This is a genomic window from Demequina flava, from assembly GCF_000975035.1.
GTDB lineage: Bacteria > Actinomycetota > Actinomycetes > Actinomycetales > Demequinaceae > Demequina > Demequina flava.
Map to the genome: position 1 here is coordinate 1,680,656 of NZ_BBRA01000001.1, position 14,687 is coordinate 1,695,342.

Here is a 14,687-nt window from a genome sequence, read left to right on the forward strand (position 1 = left end):
GGCCAGGCTAGTAGGTGGCGTCGGCCTCGGCTCGCGTTGCGAGCAAGCGCCGAATCGACTCGACTCGCGCGCGTTGAGCGTCGGTGTGTGCCCATGCATCCAGTTCACAGCCCGCTTCTGGGGACTCATGTGTGCACCCACGAGGACAACGCTCGGCTGCGGCCTCCGCAACATCCGGGAACGCCGCGATGAAGTGATCGGGATCGACGTGGGCCAGCCCGAAGGTCCGCACACCCGGTGTGTCGATGATGCGCCCGCCGTCGGGCAGGTCGAGTGCAATGGCCGACGTGGAGGTGTGCCGTCCACGCCCGGTGACGTCGTTCACGTGGCCAATGGCGCGATGGGCATCGGGAACCAGAGCATTGACGAGGGTCGACTTGCCGACGCCGGAGTACCCCACGAGCACGCTTTCGCGGTCGACCAGCAGGTCACGCAGCGGGCCGATGCCGTCGATACGTTGGGTGCCCTCGGGCTCCGTGTGCATCGTGGTCACCAGGACCGTAACTCCGAGCGGTTCGTACGCCGCACGCAGTTCGTCTGCGGATCCGAGGTCGCCCTTGGTGAGAATCAGGATGGCGTCCATGCCCGCGTCGAGAGCCGCGACGAGGCAGCGGTCCACCATGCGCGGATTGGGGGCGGGATCCGCCAAAGCTGTGACGATGCCGAGCTGGTGCGCATTGGCGACAACGACGCGCTCGGTGGGGTCGGTGTCATCGGCGGTGCGGCGTAGCTCGGTGGTGCGGGGGCTGCGCCTGACGATCCGCGCGAGCGTGCCGTCGGCCCCGGTGACATCCCCCACGAGGGCGACCCGGTCGCCCACGACGAGCCCGCGTCGTCCTAGCTCACGAGCTTTGACGGCGGTGACGGGAGTCTCGTCGTCAAGGACGGTCGAGAAGCGGCCGCGGTCGACGCCGACGACGGTGCCGGGGATCGCGTCCTCGTGCTTGGGCCGGCGCTTGGATCGCGGGCGCGAACCCTTGCCCGGCCGCACCTTGGCGTCGGATTCGTCGTAGCGGCTCCAGTCGCTCACGCGCTGAGCATGTCCTTCCACATCTGCGGGAAGTCCGGCATGGTCTTCGCCGTGGTGCCGACGTGCACGATGTCGATGTCGTCGACCACCAAGCCGATGATCGCCGCAAACGTCGCCATGCGGTGGTCGTGATAGCTCTCCATGGCAGCGCCGCTGAGGCCGCCGACCGGAAGGCCGTCAAACTTCAAGGAGTCGTCGGTTGCGAGGCAGCGGCCGCCGATGCGGTCGACCTCAGTCGAGATCGCCTTCAAACGGTCAGTCTCGTGGCCTCGCAGGTGCCCGATGCCCGACAGGACAGATGGCGATGAGGCAAGCGCGCATAGGGCCGCAATCGTGGGCGTGATCTCGCCAGCAGGGGAGAGGTCGGCATCGATGCCCTCGATGCCACCATTGACGACGCCGGGCGCGGTGACAGACAGCACATCGCCATCCAGCGTGCAGGTCGCGCCCATCGACTCGAGGATGTCAGGGAACAGCGCTCCAGGTTGCGTGGTCGACGCGGGCCAGCCCGGGATCCGTACCGTTCCACCGGCGACCAGGGCAGCGGCAATGAAGGGACCGGCGTTGGACAGATCTGGCTCGACCCGGACGTCCCCCAAGGAGATCGCGCCCGGGTGCACCACCCAGGTGCGCTCGTCGGGCTGGTCCACCCGCACGCCCGCGTCGCGGAGCGTGGCGCATGTCATGTCGATGTGGGGCAGGCTCGGGAGGGTTTCGCCCGTGTGGCGCACCGTGAGACCTTCGGGAAGCCGCGGCGCGACGATGAGCAAGGCGGTCACGAACTGCGAACTTGCCGACGAGTCGACGTCCACGGAGGTGGGAATCGCGGTGGGGGGAGTCACGGTGAAGGGCAGGGTCCCGCGCCCGTCGTCGTCGACACCGGCACCCAAAGCGCGCAGCGCGTCGAGGAGGGGACCCATGGGCCGCACCCGGGCCTCGGCGTCGCCATCGAAGGTGACCGGAGCATCGGCTAGCAACACCAGCGGCGGTACAAACCGCATGACGGTGCCCGCGAGCCCAGTGAAGACGTGTCCGCCGCCGCGAATCGGCCCAGGAGTGACGACCCACTGAGGACCGGAGTCATCGATTTCGATGCCCAGCTCGCGCAGGGCCGCGATCATGAGGTCGCTGTCGCGCGAGCGGAGGCCACCGCGGATGGTGACCGGAGCATCGGCCATCGCTGCCAGCGGCAGAAAACGGTTTGTCAGGGACTTAGAGCCAGGAACGTCAACCGTGGCGTCAATTGGTCCTGCTGCGCGCGGGGCCCGCCAGACTTCGCCGGGACCGGTTCCGTGTGGAGGCTGAGGCGTCACTTCTTGGACGCCGTGACGGCGGCGCCGCGACGAGTCTTCTTTGCTTCGACAGTGGTCTTGCCGGCCTTCTTTTCCTTCGCCTTGGCCTTCTTGGCTTTGGCCTTCTCCTTGCGACGCGGGTTGTGGCCAGCCGTCGCAGCGAGCAGGGTTCCGCCCAAGAGGGAGACGTTGCGCAGGAAGAACTCAGTCTCCTGCTCCTTCTTCTCCTCGTCCTTTTCCAGCCAGAAGGGACGGCCTGCGACGACAGTCGCGGCGGTCAGGCCCGCGAGCACCAGTCCGGCGGTACGCGGGGTGCGGGACAGTGCAAGGACCGATGCCGCGGCCACCGTGGCCACACCGTGCCACTTCACGAGGTCCGTGGTGGAGACACCTTCGATGCCGGCTTCGGCCATGGCAGGCTCCACGACGGGCGCGGCGCGCTCGGCACGCTTCTCGGGCTCAAGATACGACTGCACACCTCCGTAGACGAACCACGTGGCGAGCAGGGGGCGGGCGAGTACTCGGAGCATGAACTCAACCTACCAAGTCCAACGGGTGGTCGTCAGGTCCTGATGTGGGAATGTGCGCCAATAGTTGCGCGTTCAACCTCACATGACGACAGTGACAGCGGTACGGAGCGCGTCCGCGCAGTCCCGCGGACGTGAAGTAGGCTCAGTGCGCATGAGCACAGAGGACCTGGATTTCGAGGCTGAGGCGCTGTCGTATATGGATCAGCTCTTCGCCGCGGCATTGCGCATGACGCGCAATGGTGCAGATGCGGAGGACCTCGTCCAGGAGACGTACGCCAAGGCATTCAAGGCGCAAGACAAGTTCACGCCGGGCACAAACCTCAAGGCGTGGCTGTACCGGATTCAGACCAACGCCTTCATCAACACCTATCGCAAGAAGCAGCGGGAGCCCAAGCGCTCCGATGCGGAGCAGGTTGAGGACTGGCAGCTTGCTGCCGCTGCGGAGCACACCAGCTCTGGTCTGGCCTCCGCTGAGCAGCAGGCTCTTGACGGTATTGGTGACACGGAAGTCAAGACGGCTCTCGCCGAGCTTCCCGACGACTTCCGCATGGCTGTGTATCTGTCAGACGTTGAAGGGTTTGCCTACAAGGAGATCGCCGAAATCATGGACACGCCTGTCGGCACCGTGATGTCGCGACTACACCGAGGCAGAAAGTTACTGCGAGACAAGCTTGCGGATTATGGAGCGGAGCGTGGATTTAGCGACAAGCGCGCCGCCAGTACTACAGGTAAGGAGGTGTGACATGGCTGGAGCAGATTGCAGCGACGCGCTTGACCGCCTCTTCGAGTACATCGATGAAGAACTACCCGAAGAAGAGGTTCAGCGCATCGGCGCTCACCTGAAGTCATGTCCGCCATGCGAGGCAGAGCACCAGATCAAGGAAAAGATCAAGGCGCTTACAGCTCGCACGGGTGGCGAGAAGGCTCCCGAGGAACTGCGTATTCGCGTCCTCGAGTCCCTTCGCGCTGTCCGACAGGACGGCTAGCGGCACTGGGGGTACGGCCGTCCCCACAGCATCGGCCCTAGAAACGACAAAAGCCCGCATCGGTCACACCGATGCGGGCTTTCCCCTGTGCGGGGGCGTCTCAGGCGTTGGGACGCTTGCCGTGGTTTGCGGCGCCCTTGGCGCGCGCCTTGCGCTTGCGGCCTCGCTTGCTCATCGGCTTCCCCTTTCTTGAACAGGTGACATCGTGACCCCCTATCTTCCCACACTCATGTTCCTGCCTAGGTCCAGGGGCGCTACGCTCACCTCAAGACACGCCCGCTAAGTGCCGATGGAGTTTCCGTGAGCGAACAGCCAGTTTCAGTCATCCCGTTCCTGCACGCCCTCGCGAGCACCGGCGGCTCCGACCTTCACTGCAAGGTTGGCTCGGCGCCGCGCGTGCGCGTTGACGGACGTTTGCGCAAGCTCCAGGTGCCGCCGCTGACACCGGCCGACACCCGCAACATGGTCGCGCAGGTGCTCCCCGAGGACCTGGTTGCGCAGTTTCGTGACACACATGAGGCCGACTTCGCCTTCTCCTTGTCCGGCGTGGGCCGCTTCCGCGTCAACGCGTACGTGGCGCGCGGCACTGACTGCCTGGTCTTCCGCCGAGTCGCAGTGGGCGCACAGCCCTGGGAAGACCTAGGCCTTCCACAGGTGATCGCCGACCTCGCACTTGAGCCGCGCGGCCTGGTGCTGGTGACCGGCCCGACCGGATCGGGAAAGACAACCACGCTGGCGTCGATGGTGGACCTCATCAACACGTACCGCGAGGTCAACATCATCACGATCGAGGACCCCATCGAGGTTCTCCACCAGGACAAGAAGGCAATCATCTCCCAGCGCGAGGTGCGCTCGGACACCCTGGACTTCACCAACGCACTGCGTGGCGCGATGCGTCAGGACCCCGACGTCATCATGGTCGGCGAGATGCGCGACATCGAGACAGTGCGCGCCGCGCTCTCCGCCGCAGAGACCGGCCACCTCGTGCTCGCGACGCTCCACACCGTGGACGCGCAGGACACAATCAACCGCATCGTCGACTTCTTCACGCCGCACGAGCAGAGCCAGGTGCGATCGACGTTGGCCCAGACCCTGCGCGGCATCGTGTCGCAGCGACTGGTCCGCAAGGCCGATGGCTCGGGCCGTACACTCGCCGCGGAGGTCATGGTCAACCACGGCCGCACCGCTGAGGCGATTGTTGAACCCGCCAGCCAGCCGCCCATCACTGACCTCATTGCCGAGGGCGAGTACTACAAGATGCAGACCTTCGACCAGCACCTCTTCGCGCTCGTGCGCGACGGTGTGGTCGCGGTGGACGATGCTGTCGCCATCTCTTCGCGTCCGCATGACCTCACGGTGACGCTGAAGAATGCCGGTGTGATCGCCTAGGTCCCGGCTGCGCGCCATTACGGGCGCGCACGGATCTGTTTACCTTTTCGTCACCTAAGGGTGGCAATTGGGATGTTCCCCTGCCTCAATGGCAACCCTCTGACACGCCATTGACCCCAAGATCACGCACGGCCTGAGCAGGGATTTCAATGTTTCAGGTGACGGCCACCTTCCGTTCACCAATAGTTTGTTTGGGCTCAATACGCTCGCTTTCGTTCGGTGCAAAGCCGATACGTATCCCCTCTGCGGTGCACAAGCGCCGACGAAAGGACCGAGAGTGACCATCAAGTTTCAGAAGTTCGCCCCTGCAGGAGCCCTCGCAGTTTCCGCTGCCCTCCTGCTCGCCGCATGCGGCAGCTCCTCCGACGATGCCTCGAGCGCCGAGGAGACCACGACCGAAAGCACCGCCGCTGCGAGCGCAGAAGGTGGCGACGCGGGCCTGACCGGCACCATCGCCGCTGACGGCTCGTCGACGGTTGCACCTCTGACCGAGGCTGCAGCAGACGCCTACCGCGACGTTCAGCCTGAGGTTCAGGTCACCGTCGCAACCTCCGGTACCGGTGGTGGCTTCGCTGCATTCTGTGCAGACGAGACCGACATCTCCGACGCTTCGCGTCCGATCAAGGACGAAGAAGCAGCCGAGTGCGCAGCTGCAGGTGTTGAGTTCACCGAGATCATCATCGCCAACGACGGTCTGTCCGTTGTGGTTAACCCCGAGAACGACTGGGCACAGTGCCTGACCGTCGAGCAGCTGCACACCATCTGGTCGCCTGAGTCCGAGGGCGAAGTCATGTCCTGGTCGGACGTCGACTCTTCGTTCCCCGACGAGCCCCTTACCCTCTACGGTGCCGGCACTGACTCGGGTACCTTCGACTACTTCACCGACGTCATCAACGGTGAAGAGGGCGCAAGCCGCACCGACTACAGCCCCTCGGAAGACGACAACGTCACCATCCAGGGTGTGTCCGGTGAGCTCGGTGGCCTCGGCTACTTCGGCCTCAGCTACCTCGAGGAGAACCCCGACATCATCAAGGGTGTCGAGATCGACGGCGGCGAAGGCTGCGTCTACCCCTCGACCGAGACCGTTCAGGACGGTTCTTACTCGCCGCTGGGACGCCCGCTGTTCATCTACGTGAACAACGCGAACTACGCCGAGAAGCCTGAGCTCCAGGACTTCATCGACTACTACGTCAGCAACTCTGGCGAGATCGCACAGTCGGCACTCTTCGTGCCGCTGACCGACGACCAGATCGAGACCGCTGAGTCGGAGCTCGCTTCGCTCGTCGGCTAGTCCGTCATTGCTGGGGGCGGCCTCGATTGAGGCCGCCCCCAGTTCGACTGTGTAAGGCGGTCATTCCCTTGACATCAGCACCTGCCACGACTGAAGTGGCGCACCTCGACCTCACGCGCAAACCGCGCCCGTGGGACACCGCAGCCCGCGCGATCTTCCGCGTCGCTGCCGCGCTGACCATTGCCATCACGCTCGGCATCTTGGTCGCGCTGATTGTTCCCTCTATCGAATTTTTCTCGGAAGTGCCGATCAACGAGTTCCTCTTCGGAACCCGCTGGGCACCCCGTTTCGCCGACGCCTCCTTCGGCGTGGTCCCGCTGGTTACGGCCACTGCATGGACCACCGTCATCGCGTTGTTCTTCGCGATCCCCCTTGGCCTCGGTGCCGCAATCTTCATGTCGGAGTTCGCACACAAGCGCACCCGCAAGATCCTCAAGCCTGTTCTCGAGGTCCTCGCAGGTATTCCGACCGTCGTGTACGGATACTTCGCAGTTCAGTTCATTCAGGCCACCGTCTTTCGTGACTGGCTCAACCTCGACACGGGGTCGTTCTCAGTCCTCTCCGCTGGCTTTGTCATGGGCATCATGATCATTCCCACGATCGCCTCCATCAGTGAGGACGCGATGTCCGCAGTGCCGAACAGCCTGCGCCAGGGTTCGGCCGCACTGGGAGCTAACCGCCGCCAGACGTCCCTCAAGGTCGTCTTTCCCGCCGCACTGTCGGGCATCATCGCCGCCATCGTGCTCGGAATTTCCCGCGCCGTGGGCGAGACCATGATCGTGGCGCTCGCAGCTGGACAACAGGCGCGCATCGTTGGCGGGCCGCTTGAAGCTGGTCAGACCATGACGGGCTTCATCGCCAACGCGGCGCTTGGAGACTCGCGCGTGGGCTCACTTGAATACAACACACTCTTCGCGGTTGGTCTATTGCTGTTCCTGATCACGCTGCTGATCAACATGATCAGTATCTGGATCGTCCGCCGCTTCCGGGAGGCCTACTAATGTCGCCGAAGTCCATGCAGGAGGCGGTTCACAAGACCGTCCGTGGCCGCGCCAAGGGTGGCGAGAGCAGCCCTAAGTCGATCGTCTTCCTCATCATCTTGTGGCTCGCGATTCTGTTTGCCCTTGTCTTCCTTGCCGTGCTGATCGTCACCACCATCGTGGATGGCTGGAACCGACTGGACTCGCGCCTGTTCACGGAGTACCCCGCCTCGGATCCTGAAGAAGCAGGTGCACGCCCCGCAATCCTCGGCTCGCTGTGGGTCATTGGAACGACTGCCGTCATGACGATCCCCCTGGGCGTCGCGGCTGCCATCCACATGGAGGAGTTCGCGAACCGTCACCACTGGTTCAGCCGCTTGATCGAGGTCAATGTGCAGAACCTCGCGGCAATTCCCGCCGTGATCTACGGCATGCTGACGCTGGGCGCTATGGGGCTCATGGGAGTCTCCAACAAGAACCAGGTGTGGGTCGGAGCATTGGCTTTGTCCATGCTGATCCTCCCGGTCGTGATTATCGCGACTCGCGAGTCGCTGCGAGCTGTGCCCGCGGAGATTCGCCAGGGCTCACTCGCCGTCGGTGCGACTCCACTGCAGACGGTGTGGCGCAACACGCTTCCCGCCGCGGTGCCTGGCATCGCCACGGGATCGATCCTCGCCCTGTCACGTGCACTCGGAGAGGCTGCGCCACTGCTGCTCCTTGGCGGGCTCGTATTCCTGAGCTTCGACCCCAACGGCATCACCAGTGGCTACACCACGATGCCCATTCAGATCTTCAACTGGACCTCACGTCCACAGGCTGGGTTCCACGAACTCGCCGCAGCCGCCAGCGTGTTGTTGCTGGTCATGCTCCTGGCGATGAACGCCCTGGCCATCGTTATCCGTAACCGTTACCAGAAGCGCTGGTAGCCCAGAAAGGTTCAATGTGAACGCCTCAACTGACAACGCCCGGGCCAGCCAGACCGTTGGCTCCACGAACACGATTGTTCACGGCTCCGCACTGCCTTCGCTCGAAGTGCCGGTCATTGACTGCGACTCGGTGAGCATCTTCTACGACGATTTCCGTGCCGTCCACGATGTGAACTTTGGTTGCAAGCGCAACGAGATCACCGCGCTGATTGGCCCCTCGGGTTGCGGTAAGTCCACGGTGCTGCGCTCGTTCAACCGCATGAACGACCTCATTGAGGGCGCCCGCGTCGAGGGCTCCATCACCTATCACGGTGAGGACATCTACGGGCCGGACGTGGACGCGATCGAGGTTCGCCGCCGCATCGGAATGGTGTTCCAGAAGCCCAACCCGTTCCCGAAGTCGATCTACGACAACATCGCCTATGGCCCGCGCGTCAACGGCATGAAGGTCGAGTCGATGGACGACCTGGTCGAGGAGGCGCTCACGAAGGCCGCTCTGTGGGACGAGGTCAAGGACAAGCTGAAGCAGTCGGCCTTCGGACTCTCCGGTGGTCAGCAGCAGCGTCTGTGCATCGCGCGCACGATTGCAGTCCAGCCCGAGGTCATCCTGATGGACGAGCCTTGCTCGGCCCTGGACCCGATCGCAACCCTGCGTATCGAGGACCTCATGCAGGAGCTGCGCAAGGACTACACGATCGTGATCGTCACGCACAACATGCAGCAGGCAGCTCGTGTTGCCGACCGCACGGCATTCTTCACGGCAGAAGCCAGTGACACCACCGGCGACCGCACCGGCGTCCTGGTCGAGTTCGGAGACACCGCCACGATCTTCGAGTCCCCTCACGACAAGCGCACCGAGGACTACATCAGCGGACGCTTTGGATGATCGCGGGGGCTACCCGCGTGCAGTGGCCTGCCACTGTGGTGGCCCTCGGTATTGACCGCAAGACTCACCTTCGCGGGCGTCACGCAGAGTTTCTCCACCATGGCGTGGCCGTCAAGTATGCGGACTCTGGAGTCGATGCACTGGTGCAGTTGGGCCGTGAGCCGCAGGTCACTGCGGTCTTGATTGGGCCCGGTTGCGCCGATGCGGACATCGACCAACTCGTCGAGGTGATGAGCGGGATTGGCAACACTCCCGTGGTCGTGGCCGTGTCACGCCAGGCGAGCGAGTTGCCCGCGAGCTCGCGTGCGGGGGATGTGGAGTCGCTACTCCTGCCCGTCAGCCCGCAGCGCCTGGCGCAAGCAGTCGCTGCTGTGCACCACAGCGCTGGAGAGGTTCGCGACGTGCACCGGGCGGCGGGCATCACGATTGATCGCGATGCCTGCGTGGCGGTGTGGCACGGTGAGCGCATCCGCCTGAGCCCGGCTTTGCTTGAGATGCTGACGTACCTAGCTGACGCGTACCCAAGGGTCGTCAGCGCGGAGGAACTTGCGTCCGAATGCCGGTCCTCGGGTGAGCCCACCTCCGCCGCGCGCGTTCGCGTTGGAATTGGTCGCCTCCGGGAGGCGTTCCGGGCGGCCGCGATTGATGCGGACGTGCCCGTTGTGACCGTCCGCGGCTCGGGCTATACGCTTGCTGCGGTGCGAGAAGACACGTCGGTCTCCGCGGGCAACTGAGGCCGTTAGCCCCGATCGCCGGCGGCAGGGTCAAGGCCCAGCCAGTCGTGCCACGTTGAGTGCAGCACGAGCCACGCCATGAGGCCATAGCCGGCCTGCTGCGGCACATCGCCCCCGGTGGAAGCCATGTCGGTGGCCCACTGATCATGGCGAGCGAGCGGGCCGTACATGTCAATGAACGGAACCGCACGGCGTGCGGCCGCCTCGTCACACAGCGCCGCATACTCGGCGACAGCCTGAGCATCACTTGCGGTGACGGGCGGGGGCCCGGCCACCATGGTGGTGAAGCCTAGGGCCGATGCTCGGTCCAGGGTGTTTGCCAGGTGCAGTCGCGTCATGGTCGGGGACACGCCCTTGGCGACGTCGTGCCGGCCAATGGCGAACAGCACGTAGTTTTCGGCTTCCTTCAGCCCGTCTGGGCCAACGCGGCGCAGTGCTTCCTCATCCCAGCGGCTCGACAGCTCAGCCGTGGTCTCGCCGGGAACGGCGAGCGTGTGGAAGCGTAGATTCCTTCCCAGCGGCAACGTGCGTGCGGCCACGCGACCCGCCCAGCCCAGGGCCTTGGGGTCGCCGTGGCCGGCTACGAGTTCGTCGCCAACGAAGAAGATGTTCTTCATCGGTTGAACGCCCGCTGCACCAGTTCAGCCTGCTCTTCCTTGTGGCGCGAGCTGAGGCCCGATGCCGGGGATGCAGATGCAGGTCGCGTGACACCGCGAACTTCGCGTCCGATGACGTGGGGGAGTGCGTGCGCCAGGTAGCTCCATGCACCCTGGTTGCGTGGCTCTTCCTGGACCCACACCACTTCAGCGTTGCCGAACGGTTCGAGCGCACCGTTGAGGGCGTCCGCGTCCACTGGGTAGAGCTGCTCAAGGCGGAGGATCGCCGTCGAGGTGTCGCCGGTCTTCTCGCGTTCGGCTGCCAGGTCGTAGTAGACCTTGCCAGCGCACACGAGGACGCGGTCGACTCCGGCTGGGTCGATCGGATCGGCAACGACCGGCTCGAATGTTCCGGTCGTGAAGTCTTCGACACTTGACTGGGCCGCACGCAGGCGGAGCATCGACTTGGGGGTGAAGACCACCATGGGGCGGCGCGGCCGGTCGTAGGCCTGGCGACGCAGCAGGTGGAAGTAACTGGCCGGGGTCGACGGCATGGCCGCGATCATGTTGTCCTCGGCACACATCTGCAGGAAGCGCTCGACGCGCGCAGACGAGTGGTCGGGGCCCTGGCCCTCATAGCCGTGGGGCAGGAGCAGGACGACTGATGACGACTGTCCCCACTTCTGCTCAGAAGAGGAGATGAACTCGTCGATGATGGTCTGCGCGCCATTGACGAAGTCGCCAAACTGCGCTTCCCACAGCACCAGGGCGTCGGGACGTTCCACGGAGTAGCCGTACTCGAAGCCGAGGCAGGCGTACTCGCTGAGCGAGGAGTCGATGAGGTGCATGCGTGCCTGATCGGAGTTCAGGTACAGCAGCGGCGTCCACTCGGCGCCGGTGGCGCGGTCGTGGAATACGGCGTGGCGCTGGACGAAGGTGCCGCGGCGGGCATCCTGACCGGCCAAGCGCACGGGGGTGCCCTCCTGGAGCAACGATCCGAACGCGAGCAGTTCGCCGTAGCCCCAGTCGATCCCGCCTTCACGGCTCATGAGCTCGCGACGCTCCAACAGCTTGGCGAGCTTGGAGTGAACAGCGAAGCCTTCGGGAGGACGGGTGTGGGCGCGACCAATGCGTTCCACCTGGCTCTTCGACACGGCTGTCTGCCAGCCGACCATGACGCCGGCGTCGGAAGACTGGCTCGAGGGCAGTTCCAGACCGGAGATGTTCTCGGTGTCCGTGCCCTGGAAGCCTTCGCGGGTTTCGAGGAAGACGCGCTCGAGCTGAGCGAGGTAGTCCTGAGACACCGACTCTGCTTCCTCTGTCGTGATGTCGCCACGGCGGATGAGGGCCTCGGTGTACAGGTGACGGACCGAACGCTTGGCCTCGATGAGGTCGTACATGCGCGGCTGGGTCATCGAGGGGTCGTCACCCTCGTTGTGACCGCGGCGGCGGTAGCAGACCATGTCAATGATGACGTCGCGGCCGAACTGCTCGCGGTACTCGAAAGCCAAGCGCGCGGTGCGTGCACAGGCCTCGGGGTCGTCGCCGTTCACGTGGAAAATCGGGATCTGGTAGCCCTTGGCGATGTCCGTGCAGTAGCGCGTGGAACGCGAGTCACCGGGGCCGGTGGTGAAGCCCACCTGGTTGTTGATGATGACGTGGACGGTTCCGCCGGTCTTGTAGCCGCGCAGGCCCGACAGGTTCAGAGTCTCCATGACGATGCCCTGGCCCGCGAATGCCGCGTCACCGTGGACGAGGATCGGCAGGACGGGGTAGCCGTCGGTGGCGGGGTCGGCGCCCAGAGCGTCGAGCTTGGCGCGCACGATTCCCTCAAGGACCGGGTTAACGGCCTCGAGGTGCGAGGGGTTCGCAGCGAGGTACACATCCGTGGTCGCGCCGGACTCCGCAGTGAAGACGCCCTCGGTACCGAGGTGGTACTTCACATCGCCGGAGCCCTGAACCGATCCTGGAATGGCCGTGCCGTCGAACTCGGAAAAGATCTGCGAGTACGACTTACCGGCAAGGTTTGCGAGCACGTTGAGGCGTCCGCGGTGCGCCATACCGATGCAGACCTCTTGGATGCCGGACTCGGCGGCCGAGGACATGACGGCATCCAGCAGCGGAATCAGGGACTCGCCGCCTTCGAGCGAGAAGCGCTTCTGGCCCACGTACTTGGTCTGGAGGAAGGCCTCGAATGCCTCAGCGGCGTTCAGGCGGCGCAGGATCCGCAGGTGCTCTTCGCGGGTGGGCTTCGTGTAGTCCACCTCGAGACGCTCCTGGAGCCAGGCGCGCTGCTTGCGGTCCGCGATGTGCATGTACTCGACACCCACGGTGCGGCAGTAGGCATCGCGCAGACGGCCAAGGACCTCGCGCATCTTCCACTTGTCGCGCCCGCCGAACTCGGCGGTGGCGTAGACCCGGTCGAGGTCCCACAGGGTGAGGCCGTGCGTCTGCACGTCGAGGTCAGGGTGCTTGCGCAGGCGCGTGGACAGGGGGTCCACGTCTGCCATGAGGTGGCCGCGCGAGCGGTAGGAGTGAATGAGTTCTGCGATGCGGGCGGGCTTTGCGGCCTCCGCTGCCTCATTGGTCGCGGCGTCCTGAACCCAGCGCACGGGCTCGTAGGGCACACGCAGCGCCACGAACACGCGGTCGTAGAAACCGTCCAGTCCCAGGAGCTTGCGGTGCACCAGCGCGAGGAACTCGCCGGACTGGGCGCCCTGGATGACGCGGTGGTCGTAGGTCGACGTGAGCGTCATGACCTTGGAGACGCCGAGGCGGGCCACGGTCTCAGAGGACGCGCCCTGGTACTCAGCGGGGTAATCCATCGCGCCCACGCCAATGATCGAGCCCTGGCCCTGCATCAGGCGCGGCACGGAGTGGACCGTACCGATGGTGCCCGGGTTGGTGAGCGTGATCGTGGTGTCTTTGAAGTCGCTCGCCTGCAGTGCGCCGGTGCGGGCACGCTTGACGACGTCCTCGTAGGCGGACCAGAACGACGCGAAGTTCATGTCGTCGGCGCCCTTGATGTTGGGCACCAGAAGCTGACGAGAGCCGTCGTCCTTTGCGAGGTCAATGGCCAGACCGAAGTTGACCTGCTCGGGCGTGCGGACCGCGGGCTTGCCCTCGTCCTGCGCGTACGCAACGTTCATGGCTGGCAACTGAGCCAGCGCCTCGACGATTGCGTAGCCGATGAGGTGGGTGAAGCTCACCTTGCCGCCACGGGTGCGCGTCAGGTGATTGTTGATCACCGTGCGGTTGTCCATGATTAGCTTCGCGGGGATAGTCCGGACCGAGGTGGCCGTGGGGACCTCAAGGCTGGCCTCCATGTTGGAGACCACGCGGGCTGCGGGGCCGCGAAGGCGTGTCACGCCGTGCTCGACGTCCTTGGCAGCGAGCGCCTGGTGATCGTCCTTCTGAAGGTATGCCGCGGTGGGGGCCTGCGCAGTCGCGATGGGCTGCGTAGGTGCCTGCTCGCCGTCAGCGGCAGACTCCTTGGCCGATACGTCGGGCGGCGTGGGTGCAGACGCCGCGTCAGCGGGATCCGGGGTGGGGGCCTCGGCTATAGGCGAGGGCTCGGACGAGGCGGCCTTCTTCGGGGCAATCCCCGCGGGAGCGGAAGGTGCGGCCGGAGCGGAAGCCGCGCCAGCATCGGCCGGACGTACCTGTGAAGCCGACACGTCAGTGGAGGCTGGCGTGATGTTGGGTGGCGCCGGGCGGTGGCTCGTTTCGTGGGAGCCCGGGCTAGGGGCCGAGTCCTCGACTTGAGCTTGGGGTTCGTCGCTCGTTGAGGAGGGAGCCGGGTCCGCTTGCTGGCCGCTACGCAGGAGCGATGCCACAGTGGGAGCCCCTTCGTTACGGTTTACGGTCATGCGGTCGGCGTCAGATGCGCTGGTGTCGGTGGACACGTCGAGGCCGCTCACTTTCTTGGCGCCAGTGCGTCAGATACGTCAGTGTTTCTTCCGTCTTCAAGAGTAGACGCTCCGAGGTGCCGATTGGGACGTCCGCGCAAGGTTTTGCCGAGGTCTTGCGCACCTTGGTGAAGGCATT

At 64.9% G+C, this 14,687-nt stretch carries 14 protein-coding genes; 8 read left to right on the forward strand and 6 right to left on the reverse strand.

From position 1 onward, the window contains the following. Positions 1 to 7: 7 nt before the first annotated feature. Genes rsgA through AOP74_RS07895 form a run of 3 tightly spaced genes read right to left on the reverse strand, consistent with a single transcriptional unit; the run spans position 8 to position 2,852 of the window. Complete coding sequence (gene rsgA / locus AOP74_RS07885) at positions 8 to 1,030, reverse strand: ribosome small subunit-dependent GTPase A (RefSeq protein WP_061961732.1); 1,023 nt, start codon at positions 1,028 to 1,030, stop codon at positions 8 to 10. Then, the gene (gene aroA / locus AOP74_RS07890) at positions 1,027 to 2,343 is read right to left on the reverse strand and encodes a 3-phosphoshikimate 1-carboxyvinyltransferase (RefSeq protein ID WP_061961733.1); all 1,317 of its coding nucleotides are present in this window, start codon (positions 2,341 to 2,343) and stop codon (positions 1,027 to 1,029) included. The genes rsgA and aroA overlap by 4 nt, the downstream gene beginning before the upstream one ends. Next, positions 2,340 to 2,852 carry a hypothetical protein gene (locus tag AOP74_RS07895; RefSeq protein WP_061961734.1) on the reverse strand — a complete coding sequence of 171 codons (513 nt, stop codon included), beginning with the start codon at positions 2,850 to 2,852 and terminating at the stop codon, positions 2,340 to 2,342. The genes aroA and AOP74_RS07895 overlap by 4 nt, the downstream gene beginning before the upstream one ends. 82 nt (positions 2,853 to 2,934) lie before the next feature. On the opposite strand from AOP74_RS07895, the gene AOP74_RS07900 reads away from it, so the two are divergent. Both AOP74_RS07900 and rsrA read left to right on the forward strand, forming a co-directional pair. Continuing rightward, the gene (locus AOP74_RS07900) at positions 2,935 to 3,594 is read left to right on the forward strand and encodes a sigma-70 family RNA polymerase sigma factor (protein ID WP_082096119.1); all 660 of its coding nucleotides are present in this window, start codon (positions 2,935 to 2,937) and stop codon (positions 3,592 to 3,594) included. Position 3,595: 1 nt separating this feature from the next. After that, positions 3,596 to 3,838 carry a mycothiol system anti-sigma-R factor gene (gene rsrA, locus AOP74_RS07905; protein ID WP_061961735.1) on the forward strand — a complete coding sequence of 81 codons (243 nt, stop codon included), beginning with the start codon at positions 3,596 to 3,598 and terminating at the stop codon, positions 3,836 to 3,838. Between the two features lie 100 nt (positions 3,839 to 3,938). Here rsrA and AOP74_RS12460 read toward each other — a convergent pair whose 3' ends face one another. Beyond that, positions 3,939 to 4,013 carry a 50S ribosomal protein bL37 gene (locus tag AOP74_RS12460; RefSeq protein WP_439644680.1) on the reverse strand — a complete coding sequence of 25 codons (75 nt, stop codon included), beginning with the start codon at positions 4,011 to 4,013 and terminating at the stop codon, positions 3,939 to 3,941. 125 nt (positions 4,014 to 4,138) lie between these two features. Here AOP74_RS12460 and AOP74_RS07910 point away from each other — a divergent pair, with 125 nt between their 5' ends. The 6 genes from AOP74_RS07910 to AOP74_RS07935 all read left to right on the forward strand — a co-directional run bounded on the left by AOP74_RS07910 (position 4,139) and on the right by AOP74_RS07935 (position 10,044). Then, positions 4,139 to 5,227, forward strand: coding sequence for a type IV pilus twitching motility protein PilT (locus tag AOP74_RS07910; RefSeq protein ID WP_061961736.1), 1,089 nt, complete (start codon positions 4,139 to 4,141; stop codon positions 5,225 to 5,227). A 277-nt stretch (positions 5,228 to 5,504) separates the two neighbouring features. Next, positions 5,505 to 6,518: a PstS family phosphate ABC transporter substrate-binding protein gene (locus AOP74_RS07915; protein WP_061961737.1), complete on the forward strand. Its 1,014-nt coding sequence runs from the start codon at positions 5,505 to 5,507 to the stop codon at positions 6,516 to 6,518. A 68-nt stretch (positions 6,519 to 6,586) separates the two neighbouring features. Continuing rightward, the gene (gene pstC, locus AOP74_RS07920) at positions 6,587 to 7,519 is read left to right on the forward strand and encodes a phosphate ABC transporter permease subunit PstC (protein WP_236683757.1); all 933 of its coding nucleotides are present in this window, start codon (positions 6,587 to 6,589) and stop codon (positions 7,517 to 7,519) included. Then, entirely contained in the window at positions 7,519 to 8,424 is a 906-nt protein-coding gene (gene pstA / locus AOP74_RS07925; protein ID WP_061961738.1) for a phosphate ABC transporter permease PstA, read from the forward strand. Before pstC ends, pstA begins: the two co-directional genes overlap by 1 nt. Positions 8,425 to 8,530: 106 nt before the next feature. Next, a complete protein-coding gene (gene pstB / locus AOP74_RS07930) occupies positions 8,531 to 9,310 on the forward strand; it encodes a phosphate ABC transporter ATP-binding protein PstB (protein ID WP_201774321.1) in 780 nt (259 codons plus the stop codon). Between the two features lie 17 nt (positions 9,311 to 9,327). Beyond that, a complete protein-coding gene (locus tag AOP74_RS07935; RefSeq protein WP_160297471.1) occupies positions 9,328 to 10,044 on the forward strand; it encodes a winged helix-turn-helix domain-containing protein in 717 nt (238 codons plus the stop codon). Positions 10,045 to 10,049: 5 nt separating this feature from the next. Here AOP74_RS07935 and AOP74_RS07940 read toward each other — a convergent pair whose 3' ends face one another. Both AOP74_RS07940 and AOP74_RS07945 read right to left on the reverse strand, forming a co-directional pair. Continuing rightward, on the reverse strand, positions 10,050 to 10,661 hold the full coding sequence (locus AOP74_RS07940) for a GDSL-type esterase/lipase family protein (RefSeq protein WP_061961741.1): 612 nt from the start codon (positions 10,659 to 10,661) through the stop codon (positions 10,050 to 10,052). Continuing rightward, positions 10,658 to 14,509, reverse strand: coding sequence for a multifunctional oxoglutarate decarboxylase/oxoglutarate dehydrogenase thiamine pyrophosphate-binding subunit/dihydrolipoyllysine-residue succinyltransferase subunit (locus AOP74_RS07945; RefSeq protein WP_082096198.1), 3,852 nt, complete (start codon positions 14,507 to 14,509; stop codon positions 10,658 to 10,660). Before AOP74_RS07945 ends, AOP74_RS07940 begins: the two co-directional genes overlap by 4 nt. Between the last annotated feature and the right edge of the window lie 178 nt (positions 14,510 to 14,687).

What these genes read in the sequence shown, in the direction of transcription:
- AOP74_RS07940 (WP_061961741.1), bottom strand. Translation starts at nt 10,661, where the DNA reads ATGAAGAACATCTTCTTCGTTGGCGACGAACTCGTAGCCGGCCACGGC.
- AOP74_RS07945 (WP_082096198.1), bottom strand. Translation starts at nt 14,509, where the DNA reads ATGACCGTAAACCGTAACGAAGGGGCTCCCACTGTGGCATCGCTCCTG.
- rsrA (WP_061961735.1), top strand. Translation starts at nt 3,596, where the DNA reads ATGGCTGGAGCAGATTGCAGCGACGCGCTTGACCGCCTCTTCGAGTAC.
- pstA (WP_061961738.1), top strand. Translation starts at nt 7,519, where the DNA reads ATGTCGCCGAAGTCCATGCAGGAGGCGGTTCACAAGACCGTCCGTGGC.
- AOP74_RS07895 (WP_061961734.1), bottom strand. Translation starts at nt 2,852, where the DNA reads ATGCTCCGAGTACTCGCCCGCCCCCTGCTCGCCACGTGGTTCGTCTAC.
- AOP74_RS07900 (WP_082096119.1), top strand. Translation starts at nt 2,935, where the DNA reads ATGACGACAGTGACAGCGGTACGGAGCGCGTCCGCGCAGTCCCGCGGA.